Source organism: Alloscardovia omnicolens DSM 21503 (genome assembly GCF_000420505.1).
Classification (GTDB): domain Bacteria; phylum Actinomycetota; class Actinomycetes; order Actinomycetales; family Bifidobacteriaceae; genus Alloscardovia; species Alloscardovia omnicolens.
In genome coordinates, this window is sequence record NZ_ATVB01000004.1 from 67,916 (window position 1) to 88,870 (window position 20,955).

18 protein-coding genes are annotated in these 20,955 nt (G+C 49.0%); 11 read left to right on the forward strand and 7 right to left on the reverse strand.

The window, feature by feature from the left end; translation table 11 throughout:
* Positions 1-64 precede the first annotated feature (64 nt).
* Positions 65-1,714, reverse strand: a complete 1,650-nt coding sequence (locus tag G464_RS0102710; protein WP_022856626.1) for a CPBP family intramembrane glutamic endopeptidase — start codon at positions 1,712-1,714, stop codon at positions 65-67.
* 241 nt (positions 1,715-1,955) lie between these two features.
* Between G464_RS0102710 and G464_RS08650 the strand changes: the two genes are divergently transcribed.
* Positions 1,956-4,976 carry a cation-translocating P-type ATPase gene (locus G464_RS08650; RefSeq protein WP_022856627.1) on the forward strand — a complete coding sequence of 1,007 codons (3,021 nt, stop codon included), beginning with the start codon at positions 1,956-1,958 and terminating at the stop codon, positions 4,974-4,976.
* A 267-nt stretch (positions 4,977-5,243) separates the two neighbouring features.
* On the opposite strand, the gene G464_RS09640 is transcribed toward G464_RS08650, so the two are convergent.
* The 4 genes from G464_RS09640 to G464_RS0102735 form a co-directional block, all read right to left on the reverse strand.
* The gene (locus G464_RS09640; RefSeq protein ID WP_022856628.1) at positions 5,244-6,281 is read right to left on the reverse strand and encodes an alpha/beta hydrolase fold domain-containing protein; all 1,038 of its coding nucleotides are present in this window, start codon (positions 6,279-6,281) and stop codon (positions 5,244-5,246) included.
* A 2-nt stretch (positions 6,282-6,283) separates the two neighbouring features.
* On the reverse strand, positions 6,284-7,039 hold the full coding sequence (locus G464_RS0102725) for a phosphatase PAP2 family protein (protein WP_021617417.1): 756 nt from the start codon (positions 7,037-7,039) through the stop codon (positions 6,284-6,286).
* Positions 7,032-7,631, reverse strand: coding sequence for a dCTP deaminase (gene dcd, locus G464_RS0102730; protein ID WP_021617418.1), 600 nt, complete (start codon positions 7,629-7,631; stop codon positions 7,032-7,034). The genes G464_RS0102725 and dcd overlap by 8 nt, the downstream gene beginning before the upstream one ends.
* Before the next feature lie 96 nt (positions 7,632-7,727).
* Positions 7,728-8,360 carry a type IV toxin-antitoxin system AbiEi family antitoxin domain-containing protein gene (locus G464_RS0102735; protein ID WP_143739588.1) on the reverse strand — a complete coding sequence of 211 codons (633 nt, stop codon included), beginning with the start codon at positions 8,358-8,360 and terminating at the stop codon, positions 7,728-7,730.
* Between the two features lie 72 nt (positions 8,361-8,432).
* Here G464_RS0102735 and G464_RS0102740 point away from each other — a divergent pair, with 72 nt between their 5' ends.
* The 5 genes from G464_RS0102740 (at position 8,433) to G464_RS0102760 (ending at position 13,320) form a co-directional block, all read left to right on the forward strand.
* Positions 8,433-9,230, forward strand: coding sequence for an alpha/beta hydrolase (locus tag G464_RS0102740; protein WP_022856630.1), 798 nt, complete (start codon positions 8,433-8,435; stop codon positions 9,228-9,230).
* A gap of 9 nt (positions 9,231-9,239) precedes the next feature.
* Complete coding sequence (locus G464_RS0102745) at positions 9,240-9,653, forward strand: hypothetical protein (protein ID WP_022856631.1); 414 nt, start codon at positions 9,240-9,242, stop codon at positions 9,651-9,653.
* Positions 9,654-9,699: 46 nt separating this feature from the next.
* On the forward strand, positions 9,700-10,905 hold the full coding sequence (gene ftsY, locus G464_RS0102750; RefSeq protein ID WP_022856632.1) for a signal recognition particle-docking protein FtsY: 1,206 nt from the start codon (positions 9,700-9,702) through the stop codon (positions 10,903-10,905).
* A gap of 790 nt (positions 10,906-11,695) precedes the next feature.
* A complete protein-coding gene (locus G464_RS0102755; protein WP_022856633.1) occupies positions 11,696-12,982 on the forward strand; it encodes an ammonium transporter in 1,287 nt (428 codons plus the stop codon).
* Entirely contained in the window at positions 12,982-13,320 is a 339-nt protein-coding gene (locus G464_RS0102760) for a P-II family nitrogen regulator (RefSeq protein WP_021617424.1), read from the forward strand. Before G464_RS0102755 ends, G464_RS0102760 begins: the two co-directional genes overlap by 1 nt.
* Here G464_RS0102760 and G464_RS0102765 read toward each other — a convergent pair.
* Complete coding sequence (locus G464_RS0102765) at positions 13,317-14,705, reverse strand: MATE family efflux transporter (RefSeq protein ID WP_022856634.1); 1,389 nt, start codon at positions 14,703-14,705, stop codon at positions 13,317-13,319. The two genes, G464_RS0102760 and G464_RS0102765, sit on opposite strands and share 4 nt — an antisense overlap.
* Before the next feature lie 454 nt (positions 14,706-15,159).
* On the opposite strand from G464_RS0102765, the gene dnaB reads away from it, so the two are divergent.
* The 5 genes from dnaB to G464_RS0102790 all read left to right on the forward strand — a co-directional run bounded on the left by dnaB (position 15,160) and on the right by G464_RS0102790 (position 20,206).
* Positions 15,160-16,599, forward strand: a complete 1,440-nt coding sequence (dnaB, locus tag G464_RS0102770; protein ID WP_022856635.1) for a replicative DNA helicase — start codon at positions 15,160-15,162, stop codon at positions 16,597-16,599.
* Between the two features lie 38 nt (positions 16,600-16,637).
* Complete coding sequence (locus tag G464_RS0102775) at positions 16,638-17,963, forward strand: Mur ligase family protein (RefSeq protein ID WP_022856636.1); 1,326 nt, start codon at positions 16,638-16,640, stop codon at positions 17,961-17,963.
* Entirely contained in the window at positions 17,963-18,754 is a 792-nt protein-coding gene (locus tag G464_RS0102780; protein ID WP_022856637.1) for a type 1 glutamine amidotransferase, read from the forward strand. The genes G464_RS0102775 and G464_RS0102780 overlap by 1 nt, the downstream gene beginning before the upstream one ends.
* Before the next feature lie 305 nt (positions 18,755-19,059).
* Positions 19,060-19,359 carry an addiction module antidote protein gene (locus tag G464_RS0102785; protein WP_022856638.1) on the forward strand — a complete coding sequence of 100 codons (300 nt, stop codon included), beginning with the start codon at positions 19,060-19,062 and terminating at the stop codon, positions 19,357-19,359.
* 52 nt (positions 19,360-19,411) lie between these two features.
* Entirely contained in the window at positions 19,412-20,206 is a 795-nt protein-coding gene (locus G464_RS0102790; protein WP_022856639.1) for a MerR family transcriptional regulator, read from the forward strand.
* Positions 20,207-20,286: 80 nt separating this feature from the next.
* On the opposite strand, the gene G464_RS10180 is transcribed toward G464_RS0102790, so the two are convergent.
* On the reverse strand, positions 20,287-20,856 hold the full coding sequence (locus G464_RS10180) for a hypothetical protein (protein WP_022856640.1): 570 nt from the start codon (positions 20,854-20,856) through the stop codon (positions 20,287-20,289).
* Positions 20,857-20,955: the final 99 nt, after the last annotated feature.

Sequence of the window (20,955 nt, forward strand, 5' to 3'; positions counted from 1 at the left end):
TTCGTTTTCTCTCCTAAAAAACGAGTGCCTCTGCGTAGAGCAGAGGCACTCAATATCTCACCATTTACCTATATGGTGGTTGAGGCGGCACAGGCGCTGATGGTTGTTGCGGATAAGCAAAATACATCTGCTGCTGTCGTTGCTGCTGGTAATAGCGCTTCATCTGTTTTCGCATAGAGCGACGCTGTTTCCATGACGTCACAGACTGCATCATGCCATCATAAAACTCACGAGCGTAATCGCGTCCTGGAGCGTCAAACCATCCGCGTTTTACAGCGAAATAGACAATAATCACAGCAATAGTAATTTGTACAGCAATATCAATCGAGGCAAAAATTGGAGACGTGGCAGAATCACTATCTCCACCGTCAGCAAAACCAAAAGCTGCAAACAGCATAATACTCACATTGTTAGCGATATGCATACCGATGCCTGCTTCTAATCCGCCTAAATACATGGCAAGATAACCGGTAATAATACCCAAACTGAAAATCGTTGTTAGCCCAATCAAATCATAGTCGTGCATAGCCGTAAAAATAAGCGCAGGAATAATTGGAACGAGGACATGCGTAATGCGCGGAAGCCAACGTCCCATAGCTTGCAGAAGTAACCCTCTAAAAACGTACTCTTCAGTGGCACATTGAATAGGAATAACCGTAATAATTAGCAAAAGCGACACAATCGATGGCGCATGTGGAGTCACTTTTTCTCCGCTAGCTATAGCCACAATAATGGAAGCGAGATTAAGCAATGCGAAGAAAATAAACGAAACAGCGGTTGACTTAAACATAGCCGACCAGCGTAAATGACCGTATACGCTTGACAAAGAGCCAAAACTTTGGGATTTAAGCGTGTGAATAGTCCACCACAAAGCAGGGAGCATAATGGCAACGCCACCGAAAGTCAGAAGAATGACTGTGGGGCTTGCAGGGTTGGCTAGGAAATTCTCAGGAGAAAGCCCCATATATTGCTGATACGTATAAATGCTGAGCTGTCCGAAAGCTGCTAAGCCAGCAACTACGTACAAAGCCAAGGATACAAGTAAATAAAAGAGCACAAAAATAAATGTTGTGGCTACGGGCTTCCACCACGGATTACGGAAAGTGTCGCGCAAAGTGGCAGCGTAACCATGGCCTTTGTACCAGTCATCACGGCGGATAAGCTCCCACGGACGGGTGTAGGTGGTCTGCACAGGCTCAGGAACGCGAGGAGCTGTGTAGGATAGCGCTGGTCGAATATTAATTTTTTTCGCCTTCGTTGGGACTGCTGCCATAGGACCACTTGTTAGCGGCGCAGAATAAATGGAATATGCAGGATACGCAGAATCGCGCGGCGCACGGAGGTCAGGGTTGCTCTGGATGCCTTGGGGGTTGCTCTGTGAGGCATAAGGTGCTGAAGGAGCGGATGAATAAGCGAAGGCTGCTGGATAAGCGGCGTTGTAAAGCGGTGAAGGAGCTGGCTCATACGGAGATGGAGCGTGCCGAGGTGCGCGCTTAACTTTCGCAGGTTTTATAGGATGCATAGCGTTCGGGCTGTACGCGCCGGTCTGGGCGTTCGCAGGTTTGGCTACAAGAGAATTCGGCGCGGGCAACGGTGCAACATACGTATTTTTTTCGCTCCCACTGTTCTCAGCGCTGGTCATACTGTTCTCAGCGCCTGTCCCGCGTTCAGCGCTCGCGCGGTTCAAATCTGCAGGTTGGATTGGCTCAGTCATGCATTAATCTTAGCGCGAGGTATTTATGAAACTGTTTCCCTTATCCGAAAATCAGCGCTTGTTTTCCTCGCTGTGTAAACCTTTTGTAAAACCCGCACCAAAACTGTCTATGCCAAGCGCGTCATTGTCGTTATAAAACCATGCGTTACACTACAATAAAACCTACACATATTCATGCCCGCACAACAGATGAATTCTCCTTCATGTGTTGACTACTCTGCGGCGAAACTAGGAGATAGTGATGACCGATTCACTCGGCACAACTCAACAGCATCTGAACCCTTTTGAGGGAACAGATCCATCGATTAGCGAAGTATCCAGCGTTGAAACTGCAATGAATACGAGCATTACGCACGGTTTGTCGTCTGCTGAGGCTCAAGCTCGTCTCGAAAAGTTCGGGCCAAACGCGCTAGCTTCCAAACCAAAAGATCCAGCGTGGAAGAAGTTCTTAGCACAGTTCCAAGATCCGCTTGTCTATCTTTTGCTCGCAGCAACCGTTATTTCTTTTGCTGCATGGATTATTGAACGTAGCACGAACCCAACGCATGCTGAGCCTGTGCCTTTCGACTGCATTGTTATTATTTTGATTTTGATTGTTAACGCAGTTCTTGGCTTTATTCAGGAGAACCGAGCAGAAGCAGCAGTAGAAGCGCTGGCTCAGATGGCTACGCCGCAGACGGCTGTTTTGCGTGACGGTCGCGTAATGTCTATTGCTACAGCAGATGTGGTGCCTGGCGATGTGTTGATTTTGGCTGAAGGCGACACGATTTCTGCAGATGGACGTCTGTTTGAAGCCGCTAGTTTGCGCGTGGCAGAAGCATCGCTGACTGGTGAGTCCCTGCCTGTGGCAAAGAAAGTGCTTACTTTAGACTCTGTGAAATCGTTGGGAGACCGCACAAATATGGTCTTTAACGGTACTTCAATTACGCAGGGGACTGGTCGTGCAATCGTTACCTCCACGGGTATGAATACTCAGGTGGGCAAGATTGCAGACATGTTATCGCAAACAACAGAAGAATCCACGCCTCTCGAAAAGGAGATGGATCACGTCTCCAAGATTTTGGGCATTGCAGTTGTTGCTATTGCCTTTGTAGTTCTGGGCGCTTTGTGGATTATGTCTGGTTTCCACACAATTGAAGACGTGATTGAGTCATTGCTGTTGGCAGTGTCTCTTGCGGTTGCTGCCGTGCCAGAAGGCTTGGCAACAATTATGACCGTGGTTCTTGCTCTGGGCGTGCAACGTATGGCTCAGCATAATGCCATTGTGAAGAAGCTTTCGTCTGTAGAAACTCTTGGCTCTGCATCTGTTATTTGCTCTGATAAAACTGGTACCTTAACCCGCAACGAAATGACTGTGGAAACAATCATTACTCCAAGCGGTGAAGTGAAAATTACTGGAACTGGATACAATCCAACGGGTAAGCTTCTCAACGTTGATGGCACTGAGCTGTCCGCTCAGTCTCCACTGCGTAATGAGGTTGAGCTCGCGCTGGCTGCTGGTGCTTTGGCGAATAATGCTGAACTCCATAAGCCTCAGGCTGGCGAGAAGAACTGGGAGATTGTGGGAGATCCGACCGAAGCGTCTGTGCTTGTAGCTGCTCGCAAGGTGAGCGCTCTGCATAATTATCAGGGCGTGGAGCGCGTGGCAGAAATTCCATTCACTTCTGAGCGCAAAATGCAGACGGTTATTGGTCACGATAAGAGCGACGATCACTCGATGACCGCATATGCCAAGGGTGCTCCTGATGTGCTGCTTTCGCGCTGCTCCTTTATTGAGGTGAATGGAACTGTGCGTGCGCTTACGGACGATGATCGCGCTAACATTCTGTCCCAAGTAGAACGCTTGTCTAATCAGGCGTACCGTACGCTTGGTCAGGCGTATCGCCCGCTGAAGGTGAACCGCTTGGCAGATATTGAGGGCATCCGCACTGATGCAAGCGGCCGTGTGTCCGATATTTCTGAACAAGATGACGTGATTGAGCGCGACTACATTTGGACGGGTATGGTGGGTATTATTGATCCGCCTCGTACCGAAGTGCGTGATTCTATTGCTGAGGCTCACCGTGCAGGCATTCGCACGATTATGATTACGGGCGATCATCCGCTGACCGCAGCTCGTATTGCTACTGATTTGGGCATTATTGGGGAAGATGCTGGAGCGGAGACTGGTGTTGGTTCTGGTGTGGTTTCTGGTGTGGCTTCTGGTGTGTCGTCGGGAACTTCGGGAAGCACGGCACGCCGCGCTTTGACCGGCGACCAGCTCGACGCTATGAGCGATGATGAGTTCCAGAAGGCTGTAACAGAAGTATCTGTGTATGCTCGCGTGGCACCAGAACACAAGTTGCGCATCGTTAAGGCGCTGCAGTCTCAGGGCAATATTGTGGCTATGACCGGTGACGGTGTGAACGATGCTCCAGCTGTGAAGTCCGCGGATATTGGTGTGGCTATGGGCATTACGGGTACGGAAGTGACCAAGCAGTCTGCCAAGATGATTTTGGCGGATGACAATTTCTCTACCATTGTGGCTGCTGTGCGCGAAGGTCGTGTGATTTTCGACAATATTCGCAAATTCTTGCGCTACCTGCTCGGTTCGAACGTGGGCGAAGTGTTTACGGTCTTCTTTGGCGTTGTGCTTGCAGGAGTTTTGGGCATTAACGACCCACATTCTACTGGCGTGACCGTGCCGCTGCTGGCTACACAGTTGTTGTGGATTAACTTGCTGACCGACGCTGCTCCTGCTTTGGCTATGGGTGTGGATGGTCAGACAGATGACGTGATGGGTCGTTCGCCTCGTAAGATGGGCGATCGCGTGATTGACGTTGCTATGTGGTCCAACATTGTTTTCACTGGTTTGGTGATGGCTGCTGTAACGCTTATCGGCATTGATTTGTATTTGCCTGGTGGCATTTCTACTGACACTCCTGCGTTGCAGAATCTGCACTCAGAACCGATGGTGATGGCACGCACAATGGGCTTTACGATTTTGGTGTTTGCCCAGCTGTTTAACGCTTTGGCATCGCGTTCGGGGACTGAATCGGCGTTTAAGAACCTCTTCTCGAATGGATGGCTCTGGGCGGCTATTGGATTGTCGATTGTGCTGCAGTTGGCTGTGATTTATATTCCAATACTCAATGAGGCATTCGGAACTACACCTTTGGATCTGCATCAGTGGTTTGAGGCTATTGGATTGGCTGCTGCGGTTCTCATCTTCTCGGAGATTTACAAGCTGTTTGTGCGCGTGATGCTCAAGAAGGTTGTATAGGAGAGCTGTAGAACTTCCGGTTCATAAATGCTGCGTCTAACTTACTTGTGTTTGCTAGGCGCAGCATTTTTATGCGTTCTGGGGACGTTTTCTGCTGTATCTTTCATAGCTAAACGCAGCTATGAAAGATACAGCAGAAAACGTCATTCGTAACCTGTACACATGACCGCAGGTAAAAGCCGAAGCCCTACAACTCATAACAAAACCCGCTCTCCAGCTTATGGAAAACATAAGAGAGAACGGGTCTCGTGGTAAAGACGCTTGATTTTAGTCGATAACTGCCTCAATCATTGCCATCTCAATTTGGTTCATTGGCTCTTGTGCTTCTGGAATCGGAAGCAGCGGATAATCATGAATCATCTTCTCGCCAATATGTAACTTGGTGCGCACGCCTGCTGTTGTTAAACGCTGAGCGAAGTCAACTACATCTGGGTAGAAGATCTCGTCTGTACCCACCAAAACAGTCACATCGGAGTTCTTCAGCACGGATAAATCAGCGCGAATAGGCGAAATGCGAGGATCGCTCACGTTCCATGCGCCTGCCCAAGCGTGAGCGTCAACGTGCAAGCGGTTAACGTCAAGCATAGGATCGCGCTCAACATAAGCATCAATCTCTGGATTGCTCAAAGTGGCGTCAACCCAAGGGCTGATGGCAATAATGCCTTCAGGAGCTTGAATGCCTTGAGTAGCCCAATCTATAGCGAGGCCGAAAATCACACCTGCTCCAGCGCTGTCACCCATCAAAACAACCTTCTCTTCTGGGTGCTTTTCGCGCAACGTGGTGTACAAGCCTGTAATACGGCGGAAAGCGTCCGCTGCAGTACCGTAAGGCGCTGGATCGTAATCAGGAACAAGCACGCTCACACCGCACTGACGAGCAAAACGGTGCAGGAACAGCAAATGTGTTGGATTAATCCCCTGCACATATCCGCCACCATGCACAAAAATAACCGTGGTATGAGGCGCAATCGTGCGCGAGAAATCTTTAGGTGCAATGCGGTAGGTGGTCATGCCAAAAGTATCTAACTCAGCGTCATTGCCGTCGTCATATACGGAAGCCAAACCGGACTTAAGCATAACTCCTGGAACGCCCGCATCTGCACGTTCAGTATTTTTGCGCTCGTCGAGCCAAGCCATCTCCTGCTGAGCAGAACGACGAGGGTACAGCTCCAAACCGGTGTTAATAGCCAAAGATACGCCCGAACGCTGATGCTTCTTTTGAGCGTACTGGTCAAAAGCCCATGCAGCACCTGCAACTGCCGCAGCACCTGCAAGAATTTTTACTAAGCCTGAACCTCGTGCCATAATTACTTCCTTTCCTTATGCTGAGGAGCTTGATGTTGTGAAGCTTGAGCGTGTAGCTTGGCAAGTTCACCGAAATAAATCCATGTAACAAAGGCGACCCATGCAATGCCCAATGACCATCCGCTGAGCACATCGGTAGTCCAGTGATGTGCCACGTAAATACGGCTCAGTCCGATGAAAAGAGGCATGAGAACAGCCAGAATATTCAAAGCGCGAGCCCATGCGCGCTGTACTTCTGTGCGAGCTAAAGTGCTCACAATAATCGCGAGCATAAACCACAGAACGGTGTTATTCGCTGAATGTCCGGATGGGAAAGACTGCTGATCTTCTACGCTGCCGAGCCAGAACTGCTTATCTGGACGCATGCGCGAAATCATGCGCTTAAAAGCCGTAACAATAATCACGTCGCCGGCTAAAGCGCCAAAGAGTATTTTCGCTTGCAGCCAGTGCTTACGCCATGCGAGCAAACCGAGGCAAATCAGCGAGAACGCGAGAACAATTTTTGTGCCGCCGATAGTAGAAATTAGGGGTGCAATAGTATTGAGGAAACCGTTACGATGTGCAACAACTGCTTTAGTTATGCTCAGATCGAAAGATTTCGTTACACCAGGCCAGACGAGTGCTGTGATAAGTACGAAAAGAACGGCAAAGATACCGCTGACTTGAGCAGCAAGACGGCGCGTTGATTGAATAATAAAATCTCGACCATGGCGACGCGATTTACGTGACTGTATGCATGTTTGAGGGGAATTAGCCATGAATAGAAACCTCTCCAGAGACATCGGCTTTATAGAAGTTCACGAAAGAACGGGAAGCGGTTGGGCCGCGCTGTCCCTGATAGTGTGAACCGTTATGCGCGCTACCGTATGGATGCTCGGCTGGGCTAGACAGCTGGAAGAAGCACATCTGACCAATCTTCATGCCCGGCCACAGCTTTACCGGAAGCGTGCTGACATTAGACAGCTCCAAAGTGATGTGACCTTCGAAACCTGGATCGATGAATCCTGCCGTCGAATGTGTGAGAATGCCCAGACGTCCCAGCGAACTCTTCCCCTCTAACCGAGCCGCAATAGACGTTCCTAACTTCACGTATTCATAGGTGGAGCCCAAAATAAATTCGCCAGGATGCAAAATCCATGGCTGATCGGCCTCAACCTCCAACAATTCGGTTAAATCACCTTGGTCTTCTGCAGGATCCACATATGTGTGCTTGTGATTATTAAACACGCGGAAAAAGCGGTCGAGGCGCACATCAATGGACGCAGGCTGAACCATTTGCGGCGTCCACGGCGTTAATGAAATTTCACCCGTAGACTGAGCTTGAATAATATCGTGGTCACTTAAAAGCATAACTCTAGTGTAGCGTGCAGGCTGGTTAGAGCTGGAGATCAGGCATATATGTGCAGTTCTTTAACTAATTCCAGCGCTGTGTTTTCATATATAACCCTATTCATAAATAATCTCCATAAGATTTCGAACGTGCGCAGTAATCTTCATGCTGTGGGCAATATGCCACAGGAGAGGGAGATCTTTGTTTGAATATGCCGCATAATCTCTAATAACTTTTCCATAAAGTTCAGAGTCAATTTTGTTTTTGTGCGCAATACAGTCGCAAAGAACGCGCTCGTAACAATAAAGTCTAACTGTGTTACCGAACATCGTCGAGGTTTCCGTTACACCGAGCTCAAGAAGGTTTTTCTTTACATAATTGATATGGATATTTGGTTCTACTTGGTTAAGGCGATAACCATTTTCTACAGTTATCGATATTTCATGCGGCAGAATATCCGTCTGTTTTAATAGATAGAGAGCTGTTTCGTATGAATAGATAATTTTCGTGTAGCGGTATTGAAAAATATAAAGGTTGTCGAAAGGTACGTCTGCGTTTGCGTATAGACTAGCAGCGAATTTTTGTAGACGTCCTGCTTTATAGAGACGGCTCAGGTAGATAGTAGGAATTTGTCGCGAACGAGCATCCGTAGCGCTGATTAGTCCGTTATTTTGTCTGAGGAGTTCATTGATTCTCGAGACATAATCTTTACCTATCGTGTCGTTACTGCCGTCGTTTGTTGCATTCATACTGATAATCATATTTCAGTATGGATGCAACATGGAAGTTCGCACATAGCCCGCCCGCGCTAGAGTAGAAGCATGAGTACACACAAAGCTCACGCACCTCTTGAGCCAGGCAGGGCTGCCACAGCAATTTCTGGTCGCTTTGGCGATGAACTTCAGGTAGAGCAAGCCTTCTTTTCGCGCGGACGTGGCATGAATAACCCGAGACGTCCTCTTTTCGTTCTTCTCCACGGCTGGGGTTCGAATGAGGATGATATTGCAGAGTTCTTCGGCAATTATGTGAGTCCGCACAGCGATTATGTGTCTTTGCGTGGTCCTCTAACTCTGCTCGACCCTAACGATATGGGCGTTTTTATGGACGAGGATGCCGTGGGGCTAGCCTCTAAAACCCGCGGTGCATTCAGCTGGTTCCACGAAGCCGTTCCGCAAGGCGATGACCGTGATCGAGACATGTATGCCGCCGCTGTTGCCATTGATAACTGGGTTAACGACTATATTCCTGACGAGCGCGAAGTCATTCCTTTTGGCTTCTCTCAAGGCGGTGCGCTTGCCGTACATCTCATGCGCGTCAATCCGCAGCGATATAAAGCGGCAGTCTGCTTATCGGGCTTTATCGCGGACGCAGCTGTTCCTGGGTCAGCGCCTGAAGACGCAGCGTTGCAGCTAAAATCGCCATCAATCTTTTATGCGTATGGTCTGCGTGACGACGTTATACCTCGTTTCGAATCAAACGCGCTCGCAGCTTTTCTAGAGGAAAACTCTTTCTTGAAGTTATGCGAGTATAAAACGCTTGACCATGCGGTCAGTCTCGATGAGTGTAACGATGTGCGCCAATGGCTTATGGATATAGGTGCCTCTAGTGGGGTCATGTAAACTAGCAGTATGGTTCTCGGTATTATTTTTTGGCTTGTTATAGTAGGCATTCTTGTTTACTTTGTTGTGCGATGGGCGCAGAGTGAGGCTGTGATTAATAATCAAGCGAGCGGTTTAAGTTCATTTGAACGCGATGACGATTCAGAAGAGAACAAAAAACGTATTCCTCGCACAGCTGGATCTCCCGTTTCGTACGCGCCTCAAGAGGGCATTCATGAGCTAGCTGCTCAGCTGCGCGAGAACGTAACAGCAGAGTCTACGCAAGAATCCCCGGTATATTTGGGCGAGCATTCTTCTGTAGTGCCGATGCATTTGAAACGTAGCGATTTTGAGGCTGCCGAGAAAAGCGTTAAGAGTACGGGTGACGCGGATGGTACCGATGACGCTGGTGGCGCGGATGAGAACGCTCCAGAACAGAAGTAGTTAGCAGTTTTAGTAGTTTTAGCTGAGCGTGAGAGAGTAGGGATTTATGGATATTCATGTTTTATGGGCAATTATTGCCGTTGTGATTGCTGTTGTGGCGATTGGTATTTTGGCTGTTGCTGCTTGGCAGCGCAAGAACGCAGCGAAAGACGATACAGCTCAGACAGTTCCTGATGAGAAGGCTGAGACAGCTGAGCAGATAGAGTCAGAGCAGTCCGAACCTGAGATCGAGCAGTCTAAATCAGAGACCGCTGAACCGACAGCCGACGAACCATCAGCTTCAGCCAGCCTCGACACTCCTGAAGACGGTAGCACGCGCATGCAGCGTCTGCGTTCTCGCTTGGCTAAGTCAGCTAATCCGTTCGGTAAAGCGCTGTTCAATATTTTAACGCGCGATAATCTGAGTGAAGCTGACTGGGAAGAGGTAGAAGATACCTTACTTCTTGCTGATGTGGGCACAGATACCTCCATGGATATTGTGGAAGAACTTCGCCGCAATGCTCGCGTTGTTGATGCGAACGATGCCAACGCAATCCGTTCTTTGCTGCGCACTCAGCTGCTGCATGCCGTGAATACTGATAAAAACGGTAACACTTACAACCGCGATCTTGAGCTCATGAAAAGCGCGCAGACTGTTGAACCTCACGTGCTCATGATGGTGGGTGTAAATGGTTCTGGCAAAACAACAACAACAGGTAAGCTCGCTCGTCTGCTCATTGGCGAGGGCTATGAAAAGATTGTGCTTGGAGCTGCTGATACTTTCCGTGCTGCTGCTGCTGACCAGCTGCAAACCTGGGGAGACCGAGTGGGCGTGAAAGTGGTGCGTAGCGATAAAGAAGGTGCAGATCCTGCTTCTGTTGCTTTCGAGGCTGCCGAGGTAGCGCAAAATGACAGCGCTCAAGTTTTGATTGTAGATACTGCCGGACGTTTGCAGAACAAGGCAAATCTTATGGATGAGCTTGGCAAAATCCGTCGTGTGGTAGAAAAACGCGTGCCGGTTGGGGAGGTTCTGCTCGTTTTGGATGCTACAACAGGACAGAATGGCATGACTCAAGCGAAAGTATTCGCTGAAGCTATTGGCATTACTGGCATTGTGCTGACGAAGCTTGACGGCTCTGCTAAAGGTGGCATTGTGATTTCAGTGCAGCGTGAGTTGGGTGTGCCTGTGAAGTTCGTAGGTCTCGGCGAAGGCCCTGATGATTTGTCACGCTTTGATGCTGAAGGCTTTGTAGACGGTATTTTGGGCGCATAGTTTCGGTTTTTACTAAGAGCTTGGCGATTATCTTCTGCTTATTGCTGCTTGTTGCTACTTATTGCGGGGCGATGGGCGAAGGATAATCGCCTTTCTTGTGCTTGGCTTGTTTTATAGGGGCTGGCTGGTGTGAGTCAGGACGGGTGTGATGCGTCATCAGATACAACACGCGAATTGATATAAAGCGGTTTTTCGGAGTTTAGTGGGGTTGTGTAGGTTGCAGGTGCGTGGCGGTTGTGAGCGTGGAATGCTAGCAATGTTTGCGTCCATTTTTCACGTAATAGCAGCTCTTATATGTTCCTGAAAGTTGCTAGCGCCACGCACTCACAACGCTGGCGTCCATCGTTGAGAGTGTTTTCTGCCCTTGCTCATGCGTGAATCATGGAACGCTAGAGCAAGTCACGTTTCACGTTGTTGGTTATATGCTTAACCGCATGCACTAAAATCTACCCCCGCGTGTTTCAGAAGCTCAATATCTCTGCAGATTGTTATACTCCGCCACGTCCCAAAGTCCACATATTGAACACCCGCCAGTCTCCAAAGCAAGTAAAAATCGCCATACTTCGCATCTTCCCGAAAACAGTACGAAACAATTGCTCGTAAGCCAAGGAAATATAAGGGAAATAGAATGTGTTAGTGCTAACACTGAAACCATCTTCCGAAACACGTCCGAAACGTGAGACGCCACTCAGATCGCGTCACGTAATACTTCAGTTACACATTTGGCGATTGTCCTTCACAAGCTCCTCCTTGAATAGCCATATACCTACTGGAGAAAAAGGAGGAGATTATGAACTCAGGGGATACCGCGTGGATGCTCATATCGAGCGGTCTTGTTTTTCTGATGACCCCAGCCGTGGCATTTTTCTACGGCGGCATGGTGCGCGCAAAAGCTGTGCTGCACATGATGATGCTGTCTGTGGGAGCAATTGCCGTTGTTGCTCTTGCATGGGCTGCGTGCGGATGGTCAATTGCGTATACCGGTAAATCTGTGGGAGGTGTCTTCGGCAACCCATTTACTGGCGCGTTCTTCCACGACGTCATTGCTGTGAAAGACGGCGTATACACGTCTTCAGCAGATACAGGAACAGGCGCATACCCAGTAACGGTGGACGCCTTCTTCCAAATGACCTTCGCAATTATTACCGTTGCTTTGATTTCCGGTGCTTTGGCAGAGCGCGTTAAGTTTAGCACGTGGCTTGTTTTCACTCTATTATGGGTTATTTTCGATTACGCTCCGATGGCTCATATGGTATGGAATAAGGGTTTACTTTCTGCAGACGGCGCGATTTCCAAGTTCTTTGGCGTTCCTGCGCACGATTTCGCAGGTGGCACGGTTGTGCATATTAACGCTGCTATTGCTGCTCTTGTTGTGGCTATGATTGTGGGACGACGCAAGGGCTTTGGAGCTACTGCTTTTAAGCTTCACAACGTTCCGTTTGTTCTGTTGGGTGCTTTCTTGCTGTGGTTCGGATGGTTCGGATTTAACGGCGGTTCCGCTTTTGCTGCGAACGGCACTGCTGCTTATGCGATTATTACCACCACTTTGTGCGCGGGGGCTGCAACGCTCGGATGGCTGCTTGTGGAAAAGATCCGCACGAAGCACGCCACTCCTGTGGGCGCTGCTTCAGGTATGGTAGCCGGTTTGGTGGGTATTACTCCATCTGCTGATGTTGTTTCTCCTCTGGCTTCCATTATTATCGGCTTGATTGTGGGAGCTGTATGCTGCGTAGCTATTAGCGTTAAGTTTAAGCTCGGTATCGATGATTCGCTTGATGTTGTGGGCGTGCATGGTGTGGGAGGCGTGCTCGGAACTGTGTTCGTAGGCGTTTTCTCTGCTGGCTCAGGTTTGGTTACTCATGGAGATTTCCGCCTAGCTCTCGTTCAAATTATTATTGCGTTGATTGCGATTATTTTCTCTGCTGCAGTAACGTTTGTTATTGCTTTTGCTTTGGAGAAGACTATGGGCTGGCGCAGTAGCACATATGCAGAAATTACTGGAATTGATGTTGTTCAGCACGGTGAACATTCTTATGATTTCACAAGCACATCACTGTCTATTGGAAGGCACGCATAATGAAACTCATAACTGCAATTATTCAGCCGGATAAGATTGATGACGTCGTTAGCGCTTTGGCTGGCGTGGGAGTGCACGGTTTAACGATTTCGGAAGCGCATGGCTACGGTCGTCAGCATGGGCATACAGAAGTTTTCCGCGGAACATCTGTTGAGGTAGATATTTTGCCGAAAGTCCGTTTTGAAATTGTGGCAGAAGATGCTGCTATTGATTCAATAGTCAACGCTATTTGTGTGGCAGCAGGTACCAACACTATTGGTGACGGTAAAGTGTGGGTTATTCCTGTGGAATCGGTAACCCGAGTGCGCACACACGAGCAGGGCGTAGACGCTCTCTAATCCTCTATTGCCGCGCGTATCCAGGTATCTGTATGCGCGCGGTTTATATTTCCTATACCGCGGATACCCATAAAAACAATATTAAAAACGAGCCACAAAGCTATCGCCTGAATCAACTCGGAAGCACCGTGCACAGCAAAGAAAGTAATAATCAAAAATACTATATGTGCTACAGCGGAAACCGAGCATAACTTGGCTAAATAGGTAAAGTCACCTGCTCCAATCAAAACACCGTCGAGCGCCCAGAGCCAGCCGTGATACGGGAAGAAGATGCCGACGACCACAGCACACACGGCAATAATCTGAGCGGTTTGCGCGTCCGTGGTAAACAGGTGCGCGCCCGTGTATCCGAAAATGGCAAAGAGCAGGCCCACATACGCGCCCCAGATGATGCCGGCGCGCTCAATCTCCTTAATCAGCGAATGCACAAGCTTAATATTTTTCGCGCCCAAAGCAGCGCCCACCAGTGCTTGACCGCCAACTCCAATGGCATCGAGAACATTTAACGCTAAATTCCAAGAGGAATTAATCACCTGAAAGCTAGCCAGAACGCGGGTTCCCATAGCTGTGGCAACCATAATAGTGGCAACCATTCCTACGCGCAAAGCGGCTGTGCGCACAAAAAGCATAAGACCGTCTCCCGCGCTTTCCTTTACGCCAGCGAAGTCAGGCTTGAGCGTAACCTGATGGCGACGAAGAATGGGCAGCAGGTAGAGCACAACGATGGCACACATGAGCCACTGCGCAATGCCGGTGGCAATTCCCGAGCCGGCAACACCCCAGTGGAAGACGAAGATGAAGAGGGCATCGAGAAGAATGTTGACTACGGCTCCTGCCACCGCAGACCACAGGGTGATGTTTGCTTTGCGTAGGCCGCGGAACATGCCGTTAGCAGCATAAGCAATAAGAGTTCCCGTAATGCCCAAACCTGCGGTATGCACGTAAACTGTTGCAGAGTCGAGCACAGCGCCGCGCGCGCCGAGAGCATAACTAATCGGATACGCTCCGCCAACGATGGCGAGTGTGAGTACTGCGCCAATCAGGGTGGCAAGCCACATGCCCGATGTTCCTGCTTTTAATCCTTCTCGTGTGCGACCCGAACCCATAAGAATGGACACGCGCGAAGTGGTGGAGTACGCGAGGAAGAGGCATAAGCCAACTGAGGTGAGAATAATTGTGGATCCAATAGACAGACCCGCCAGAGCAGTGTCGGAAATAGTGCCTACAAAAGCAGTATCGGCCAAAATAAAAATAGGTTCGGCAATGAGCTGACCCAAGGTAGGGATGGCAATGGCTGCCAACTGTTTGCGCACTGCGCGAGGAGAGGCGTCGGCGAGGAAGGAGTCGGTGGTCGGAGTAGTGGTGCTGTTCTGCTCAGAAGTCATAGACACAATAGTATGGACAAGTTTGCCTCTTGTGGAGAAATTCTCACGCATAATAGGGGAATGTGAGCAATTCGACACGTTTATCCCCAAGTTATCCACCGTGTTATCCGCATATTGTGGATAACTAGAGGGGTTATTCACGTGCAACACGCATAGAAATGTGGATAACTGCCTGTTGTGGGGAATGTTATCCACAATGGGTGGGGCGGCTTGTTGGTTACTTGTTGGTTACTCGATTAGCTGCTCGCGGGTTAGTCTCGGGCTGCTTGATTAGCTGCTTAACCGTTTCATACACCTCTTATGCCACTTTTGATGCGCAAAAATGGCTTCAAAAGTGGCATATCGGTTGCGCGTATGTGACTAACCACATGCTACGCTTGGTCAATCGCTTTCGAGCATTCTCCATTTCTGTGTCTTTGCTGTATTCCTACAACCATCCGCATAGAATGGGCATATGCCTGAAAACAGCAATGAACGAATCTACTCCTCGCGCGGCGGTTATGATAGCAACGGTTACGACCGCTCATCAAGCAACCGCACAAGCAACCGCACCACAGACGACGTATTCATGGGAATGCCTCCCTACGACGAAACAGCCGAAATGGCCGTGCTTGGCGGCATGCTGATGAGCAATGACGTAATCGCAGAGGTCAGCGAAATCCTCGATGCACACGAGTTTTACGTGCCAAAGCATCAGACGATTTACTCAGCAATTGTGGAGCGTTTTGCTGGCGGCGAGCAAGTCGATCCAGTGTTGGTGGCCGACACACTGCGCGTAAAAAACGAGCTCGAAAAAGTTGGTGGCGTAGATTATCTCGCCAGCCTTGTTCACGCTGTCCCGGCGGCAATCAACGCTATTCATTATGCCGATATTGTGCATCGTGATGCCATGCTACGCGATGTTATCCAAACAGGCGTGCGCATCGCTCAAATGGGTTATGCCGCCGAAAGTTCAGATGCAGAAGAGGTTGTCAATCTCGCGCAAAACTCGGTCTATCATCTTTCGGACGGTCATGTTCGTCAGGATTATCAGTCTATTGGTGAGAGCGTGCGCAGTACTCTCGACCATATCGAAGAAATCCAAGCGGGAACCGTCACTCCTGGCGTTCCTACAGGCTTCCGCGATATTGATAACGTAACGAACGGTTTGCAGCCGGGGCAGATGGTTGTTGTAGCAGGCCGTCCAGGTATGGGTAAGTCCACTATCGGCATCGATTTCGCAAGGTCAGCGGCATTGCATCATAATATGCCAACAGCTGTTTTCTCGCTCGAAATGAGCAAGCTGGAACTATCCCAGCGTATTATTTCTGCAGAAACGGGTATTACTCTCAAAGCCTTGCGCGATGCGGATAATATTAACGAAGAGGAATGGCGCAAACTCAATGCTTTCCAAGACCGTATTTCCGATGTGCCGCTCTACCTCGACGATTCGCCAAACATGTCGATGATGGAAATCCGTTCGAAATGTCGCCGTCTGTCTCGTCAAGGTCTGCGTTTAGTAGTGATTGATTACTTGCAGCTGATGAGTTCTGGCAAGCGCGTGGAGTCGCGTCAGCAAGAGGTCTCCGAGTTCTCGCGCTCGCTCAAGCTGCTTGCAAAAGAGTTGGAAGTTCCTGTGGTGGCGCTGTCTCAGCTGAACCGTGGCGCCGAGGCGCGCGCCGACCGCACGCCAATGATTTCCGACCTGCGTGAGTCCGGTTCGATCGAGCAGGATGCGGACGTGGTTATGCTTGTTCATCGCCCAGACGCTTATAATTCCGAAGACCGTCCGGGTGAGGCAGATATTATTATGGCAAAGCATCGTAACGGTCCAACCGCAACCTTTACGCTTGCTTTCCAGGGACATCTTTCGCGCTTTACCGATATGGCTGCTGACTACAGCCAGGGCGTTTAGAACTTTCAGACAGGATAGCAACAGATTACGGAGTTACTATGGCATCTTCAGTTTTTTCTCGTTTAACGCCTGCGCTGGGAAAAATGGTGCGCGCGGCTGCCCGTGTGCGCGGTGGCGGTACTGCGTTGCCGGGCAAGGTTGTTGAAGCAATCGACGCTGGTTTTATGGCTCGCACTTTAGCGCAACTTCCGTATGGAGTGGTGCTTGTGTCTGGAACGAACGGTAAAACCACTACCACGCGCATTGTGGCGTCTATGTTGGAGCGGTTGGGTTTGCGCGTTTTTACGAACCCTACCGGATCGAATTTTACGCGCGGAGTTGTTTCTGCTTTGCTCGATCAGGTTGATTTATCTGGCCGCTTGCACGCCGATGTTGCTGTTCTAGAACTAGACGAAGCCTATGCCGTTCATTTCGTGAAGAAAGTTAAACCGCGCTATAGTTTGCTGCTGAACGTTTTGCGCGATCAGCTCGACCGTTTTGGCGAAATAGATACGACCGCGAAAATGCTCGCGGCTGTAGCCGAAGCGACCACGGGAACAGTTGTGCTCAACCGCGAAGATCCGCGCGTAGCTCAGCTCGCAGAAAGCGTGCAGCAAGACAATGCTCGCGTTGAGTATTTTGGCTTGAGTGATGATTTGATGAGTTTCTTCCCCTCTGACGATGCGATGCACGAAACAGAAGATAAGCTCAACTATCATTTAGCGCATTACCGTCCAGCACAAGTAACGCTTACCGAGCTGAAGCAGAAAAAAGCAGTTTTTGCTTTCGGTCAGACTGAAGGAACGTATAGCGCGCAGTTAAAGCTCGAAGGAGTATATAACGCTTTTAACGCGGCGGGCGCGCTCGCTGTGGTAGACGCGGTTCTTCGCGAAGTGCAGCCGCAGAAGCGTCCATCGCATGCAGAAATGGTTCTCGCCCTTTCGCAAGTAACGCCTGCTTTTGGTCGTGGCGAATCAATTACTGTGGGAAATAGTGACGTTGAGCTTATTTTGGTGAAGAATCCAATGGGCTTTAGGTTGGCGTTAAAATCTTTTGATTCTGCCGAGCACGACACGATGATTATTATTAACGACGAATACGCAGACGGTCGCGATATGAGCTGGCTGTGGGATGTGGACTTTAGTTCGCTATCTGCTGGTGGAGTGCAAAGCGTTTCGGGCGTGCGCGCTACGGATATGGCTTTACGCTTGGCATACGACGGCATAGATGCTCAAGGAGTCAACGAAAATATTGAAGAAGCCGTGCAGTCTTTCGTCAGCAACGGCAGCGGGCGAAATAAGCATGTGTACTGCACATATACAGCAATGTTAGCCGCTCGTAAAGCGCTAGCACAGATTGCGGATGTAGAGGATGTGGGGTTGTAATGGCAGAAACTGTGAATAGCGCGAATAGTGTGAATGCGGAAGCGCGCGTGCTCGATATTGTGTCTTTGTATCCGAAAGATATGAATATTTACGGTGATACCGGCAATGTGAAAACCGTAGAGATGCGCGCTCGCTTATACGGCTACGAACCGCGCATTCACGCATATAACGTGGGTGATGCGTGGCCAGAACAGGTCGATTTGATTTTAGGCGGCGGCGGTCAAGATAAAGGCCAAGCAGTGATTAGTGACAATCTTTTCGCTCGAGCCGATACTATTCGCGCGCTCGCTGCAGATGGCGTGCCGATGCTGTTAATTTGCGGACTGTACCAGCTGTTTGGTGAGTATTTCGAAACGCATGAAGGGGAGCGCTTGCCAGGTATTAATGTGCTGGGAGTGCACACGATTGGCCAAGACACACGCATGATTGGCAATCTGGTTGAGCAGACCGAAGAATGCGGCGCAATTGTGGGCTATGAGAATCATTCCGGACAAACAATTGTGCATGATGATGGAACGGTTGCGTGGGGTCGCGTTGAAGCTGAAGGCACGGGAAATAACGGTAGTGATTTAACTGAAGGCGCTCGCAAATATAACGTGATTGGCACGTATATGCACGGTTCTGTGCTACCGAAAAATCCACGGCTGGCTGATTTTCTGATCCGCTGTGCTGCTGAGCATCGTTACGGTTCGTTTGAGGCTTCCAGCACGGCTGAGCAGGTCGCTCAGTTAGAGAAGTTGAACGCTTTGGCGGCGGCTGCGTTTGGTGTTGCGTCAAGTAGGCCGCGGTAGGCGTTGGTTTTGCTTGATTTTGAGGGTGTGCATTGCGTTGGCAGTGCACACCCTTTGCTTTTTTGGAAGCGGAGAGAAGTGATTGTGGAAAACTAGGCGTGTTTTCACATCGGTTCACATGTTCTGTATATTTTGGAAAATATTGTAGTCTAGAGACTACAATAAGACATGAAGTAATACGGACAAGAAAATTCGACAAGTGGCTACGAAAGCTCAAGAACAAAGAAGCAGAAGCGAATTATTTTTAATGAGGGTTAATAATGTGTAAAAGTAAAGAAGCTATTCGAAGATAGACTGCTGAAGATATGGAGATATTGCCTTTTGATGTCGCTGATTACTTAGATAACGGAGAAATCGTCGTGGAATATTTAAATGCAGTTGCTCAGCACGAAGATTCTCAGCTTTTGATTGACGCCATCGGCGATGTAGCCCGAGCATATGGCATAGGTAAAGTTGCTAAGAGCGCGCATGTTAATCGTGTGAGCTTATACAAGAGTCTGAGTAAAACAGGAAAACCTAGCTTCGAAACCGTCATAAACGTTCTTGCGGCTTTAGGATTAAATTTCCGTGTTCGGCCAATTGAAGCAGGCGAGAGATCTAAATAATCAGCTACATGAGATTTGACTCTCACGTAGCGTAAGACTCCATAATGGCACTATGAACAGTCAAGAAGAACTCTACACAGTGGGTGAAGTAGCGCAGGCACTGAAAGTAACCGTGCGCAGCTTACATCACTGGGAAAGTATGGGATTAATAACTCCTACTGAGCGTAGTTGGTCAAACTATCGGTTGTATACGGCAGACGATATTGAGCGTATTGAGCAGATAATCATCTACCGTGCAACGGGTATGAAACTGACCGAAATAAAAAAGGTTCTGAACAGCGCTTCTTCGCGTTTAGAACATTTGCGTATGCAGAGAGAAAGCTTGATTGATCAGAAGGCACAGCTCGAAGAGATGGTGCAGGCTATAGATACATTGATGGAGAAAGAAATGAATAACGAAAAACTATCGCTTGAAGAAATAGGCGATATTCTTGGTGACGCAAAGATAGCTGATTACCAACGAGAAGCCGAAGAAAAATACGGCGAGACAGATGACTGGAAGATTAGCCAGCAGAGGACTGCATACTGGACAGCACAAGACTGGTCGGATAGCAGGCAACGATGTCAGGACGTGGATAATAAGCTGGCTCAAGCAGCGCGCGATGGTGTAGCCATCGACAGTGAACAGGCAGAGCAACTGGTGGAGGAACATCGCCAACTGCTCAGCGTATTCTTCCCCGTAAGTTATGCAAAGCAGTATCTGATTTCACGTTCATATGTGAATGATGAACGTTTTGCTCGCTACTACAACGAGCAACAACCAGGATTGGCTCAGTGGCTTGCCGGTGCCATTGAACACGTGGCTGTGGCGAACGGTGTGGATGTGGAAAATCCCGTGTGGGAGTAGACGGGGGCTGCAGTAAGTGGCGAAGATGATGGGGCAAAAGTGGCAGTATGCTGTTTTTGCCCTTTTGTGTTTTGGAGATGCTAAGCTTCTACGTCCCACGAAATAGTGAATAAGTCTCGTACTTCATGCTTTGCTTGTAAAGATTTTTCAACTTTATTGAGGAATTTCTCTGATTTAGCATGAAGACGATTACGTTCTTGCCTATATTCATCGTCTGCCTGTTCAGCCCTGTTCTGCCAGTGGCGAGCTTCGCGTGTGAGACGCAGCTTTTCCATCACATCGCTAGCTTTGCGCGCTGCTTTTGAAGCAGTGTTTTCTTTCGCATGGAATTCTCTGATTTTGGCGTCGAAGGTTGCCTTCAAATCTAGTCGAGCTGCCTCAATAAGTTCTTCTTGTTGAAGATAGAATACAGCATTTCGTTCTTGCACATCATTGGATAAATCAGAAATTTGCTTATCGATTAATTCTGAAAAACCATCTTCTGGAACTGCAGTAATCCTCTCTTGCACACATGTTAGGTCGAGCAAATCTCTCATCTGTTCGGCATCCAATACAGTACCGTCGTCGAGGAATCCAGCCATAAGCAAATATGATTCCTTTAAACCCTCTTTGCCGGCACTCATGGTGAAAGCAATTTCGATGTAAATCATTTTGATTTTGCCGTAGTAGTGTTTCTGCAAAATCTTGGGTACTTCGAGGTTATCGCCTTCAATGAAAACATTTTGGGTGGTGTCCCAGTTTTTAGAATT

Bases quoted from the DNA above. Each gene is read 5' to 3' on its own strand.
- G464_RS0102765 (WP_022856634.1), bottom strand. From the start codon at position 14,705: ATGACTTCTGAGCAGAACAGCACCACTACTCCGACCACCGACTCCTTC.
- G464_RS0102740 (WP_022856630.1), top strand. From the start codon at position 8,433: ATGAGTACACACAAAGCTCACGCACCTCTTGAGCCAGGCAGGGCTGCC.
- G464_RS09640 (WP_022856628.1), bottom strand. From the start codon at position 6,281: ATGGCACGAGGTTCAGGCTTAGTAAAAATTCTTGCAGGTGCTGCGGCA.
- G464_RS0102755 (WP_022856633.1), top strand. From the start codon at position 11,696: ATGAACTCAGGGGATACCGCGTGGATGCTCATATCGAGCGGTCTTGTT.
- G464_RS10180 (WP_022856640.1), bottom strand. From the start codon at position 20,856: ATGATTTACATCGAAATTGCTTTCACCATGAGTGCCGGCAAAGAGGGT.
- dcd (WP_021617418.1), bottom strand. From the start codon at position 7,631: ATGCTTTTAAGTGACCACGATATTATTCAAGCTCAGTCTACGGGTGAA.
- G464_RS0102785 (WP_022856638.1), top strand. From the start codon at position 19,060: ATGGAGATATTGCCTTTTGATGTCGCTGATTACTTAGATAACGGAGAA.
- G464_RS0102735 (WP_143739588.1), bottom strand. From the start codon at position 8,360: ATGAATGCAACAAACGACGGCAGTAACGACACGATAGGTAAAGATTAT.
- G464_RS0102775 (WP_022856636.1), top strand. From the start codon at position 16,638: ATGGCATCTTCAGTTTTTTCTCGTTTAACGCCTGCGCTGGGAAAAATG.
- G464_RS0102780 (WP_022856637.1), top strand. From the start codon at position 17,963: ATGGCAGAAACTGTGAATAGCGCGAATAGTGTGAATGCGGAAGCGCGC.
- G464_RS0102710 (WP_022856626.1), bottom strand. From the start codon at position 1,714: ATGACTGAGCCAATCCAACCTGCAGATTTGAACCGCGCGAGCGCTGAA.
- G464_RS0102790 (WP_022856639.1), top strand. From the start codon at position 19,412: ATGAACAGTCAAGAAGAACTCTACACAGTGGGTGAAGTAGCGCAGGCA.
- G464_RS0102760 (WP_021617424.1), top strand. From the start codon at position 12,982: ATGAAACTCATAACTGCAATTATTCAGCCGGATAAGATTGATGACGTC.
- ftsY (WP_022856632.1), top strand. From the start codon at position 9,700: ATGGATATTCATGTTTTATGGGCAATTATTGCCGTTGTGATTGCTGTT.
- dnaB (WP_022856635.1), top strand. From the start codon at position 15,160: ATGCCTGAAAACAGCAATGAACGAATCTACTCCTCGCGCGGCGGTTAT.
- G464_RS08650 (WP_022856627.1), top strand. From the start codon at position 1,956: ATGACCGATTCACTCGGCACAACTCAACAGCATCTGAACCCTTTTGAG.
- G464_RS0102745 (WP_022856631.1), top strand. From the start codon at position 9,240: ATGGTTCTCGGTATTATTTTTTGGCTTGTTATAGTAGGCATTCTTGTT.
- G464_RS0102725 (WP_021617417.1), bottom strand. From the start codon at position 7,039: ATGGCTAATTCCCCTCAAACATGCATACAGTCACGTAAATCGCGTCGC.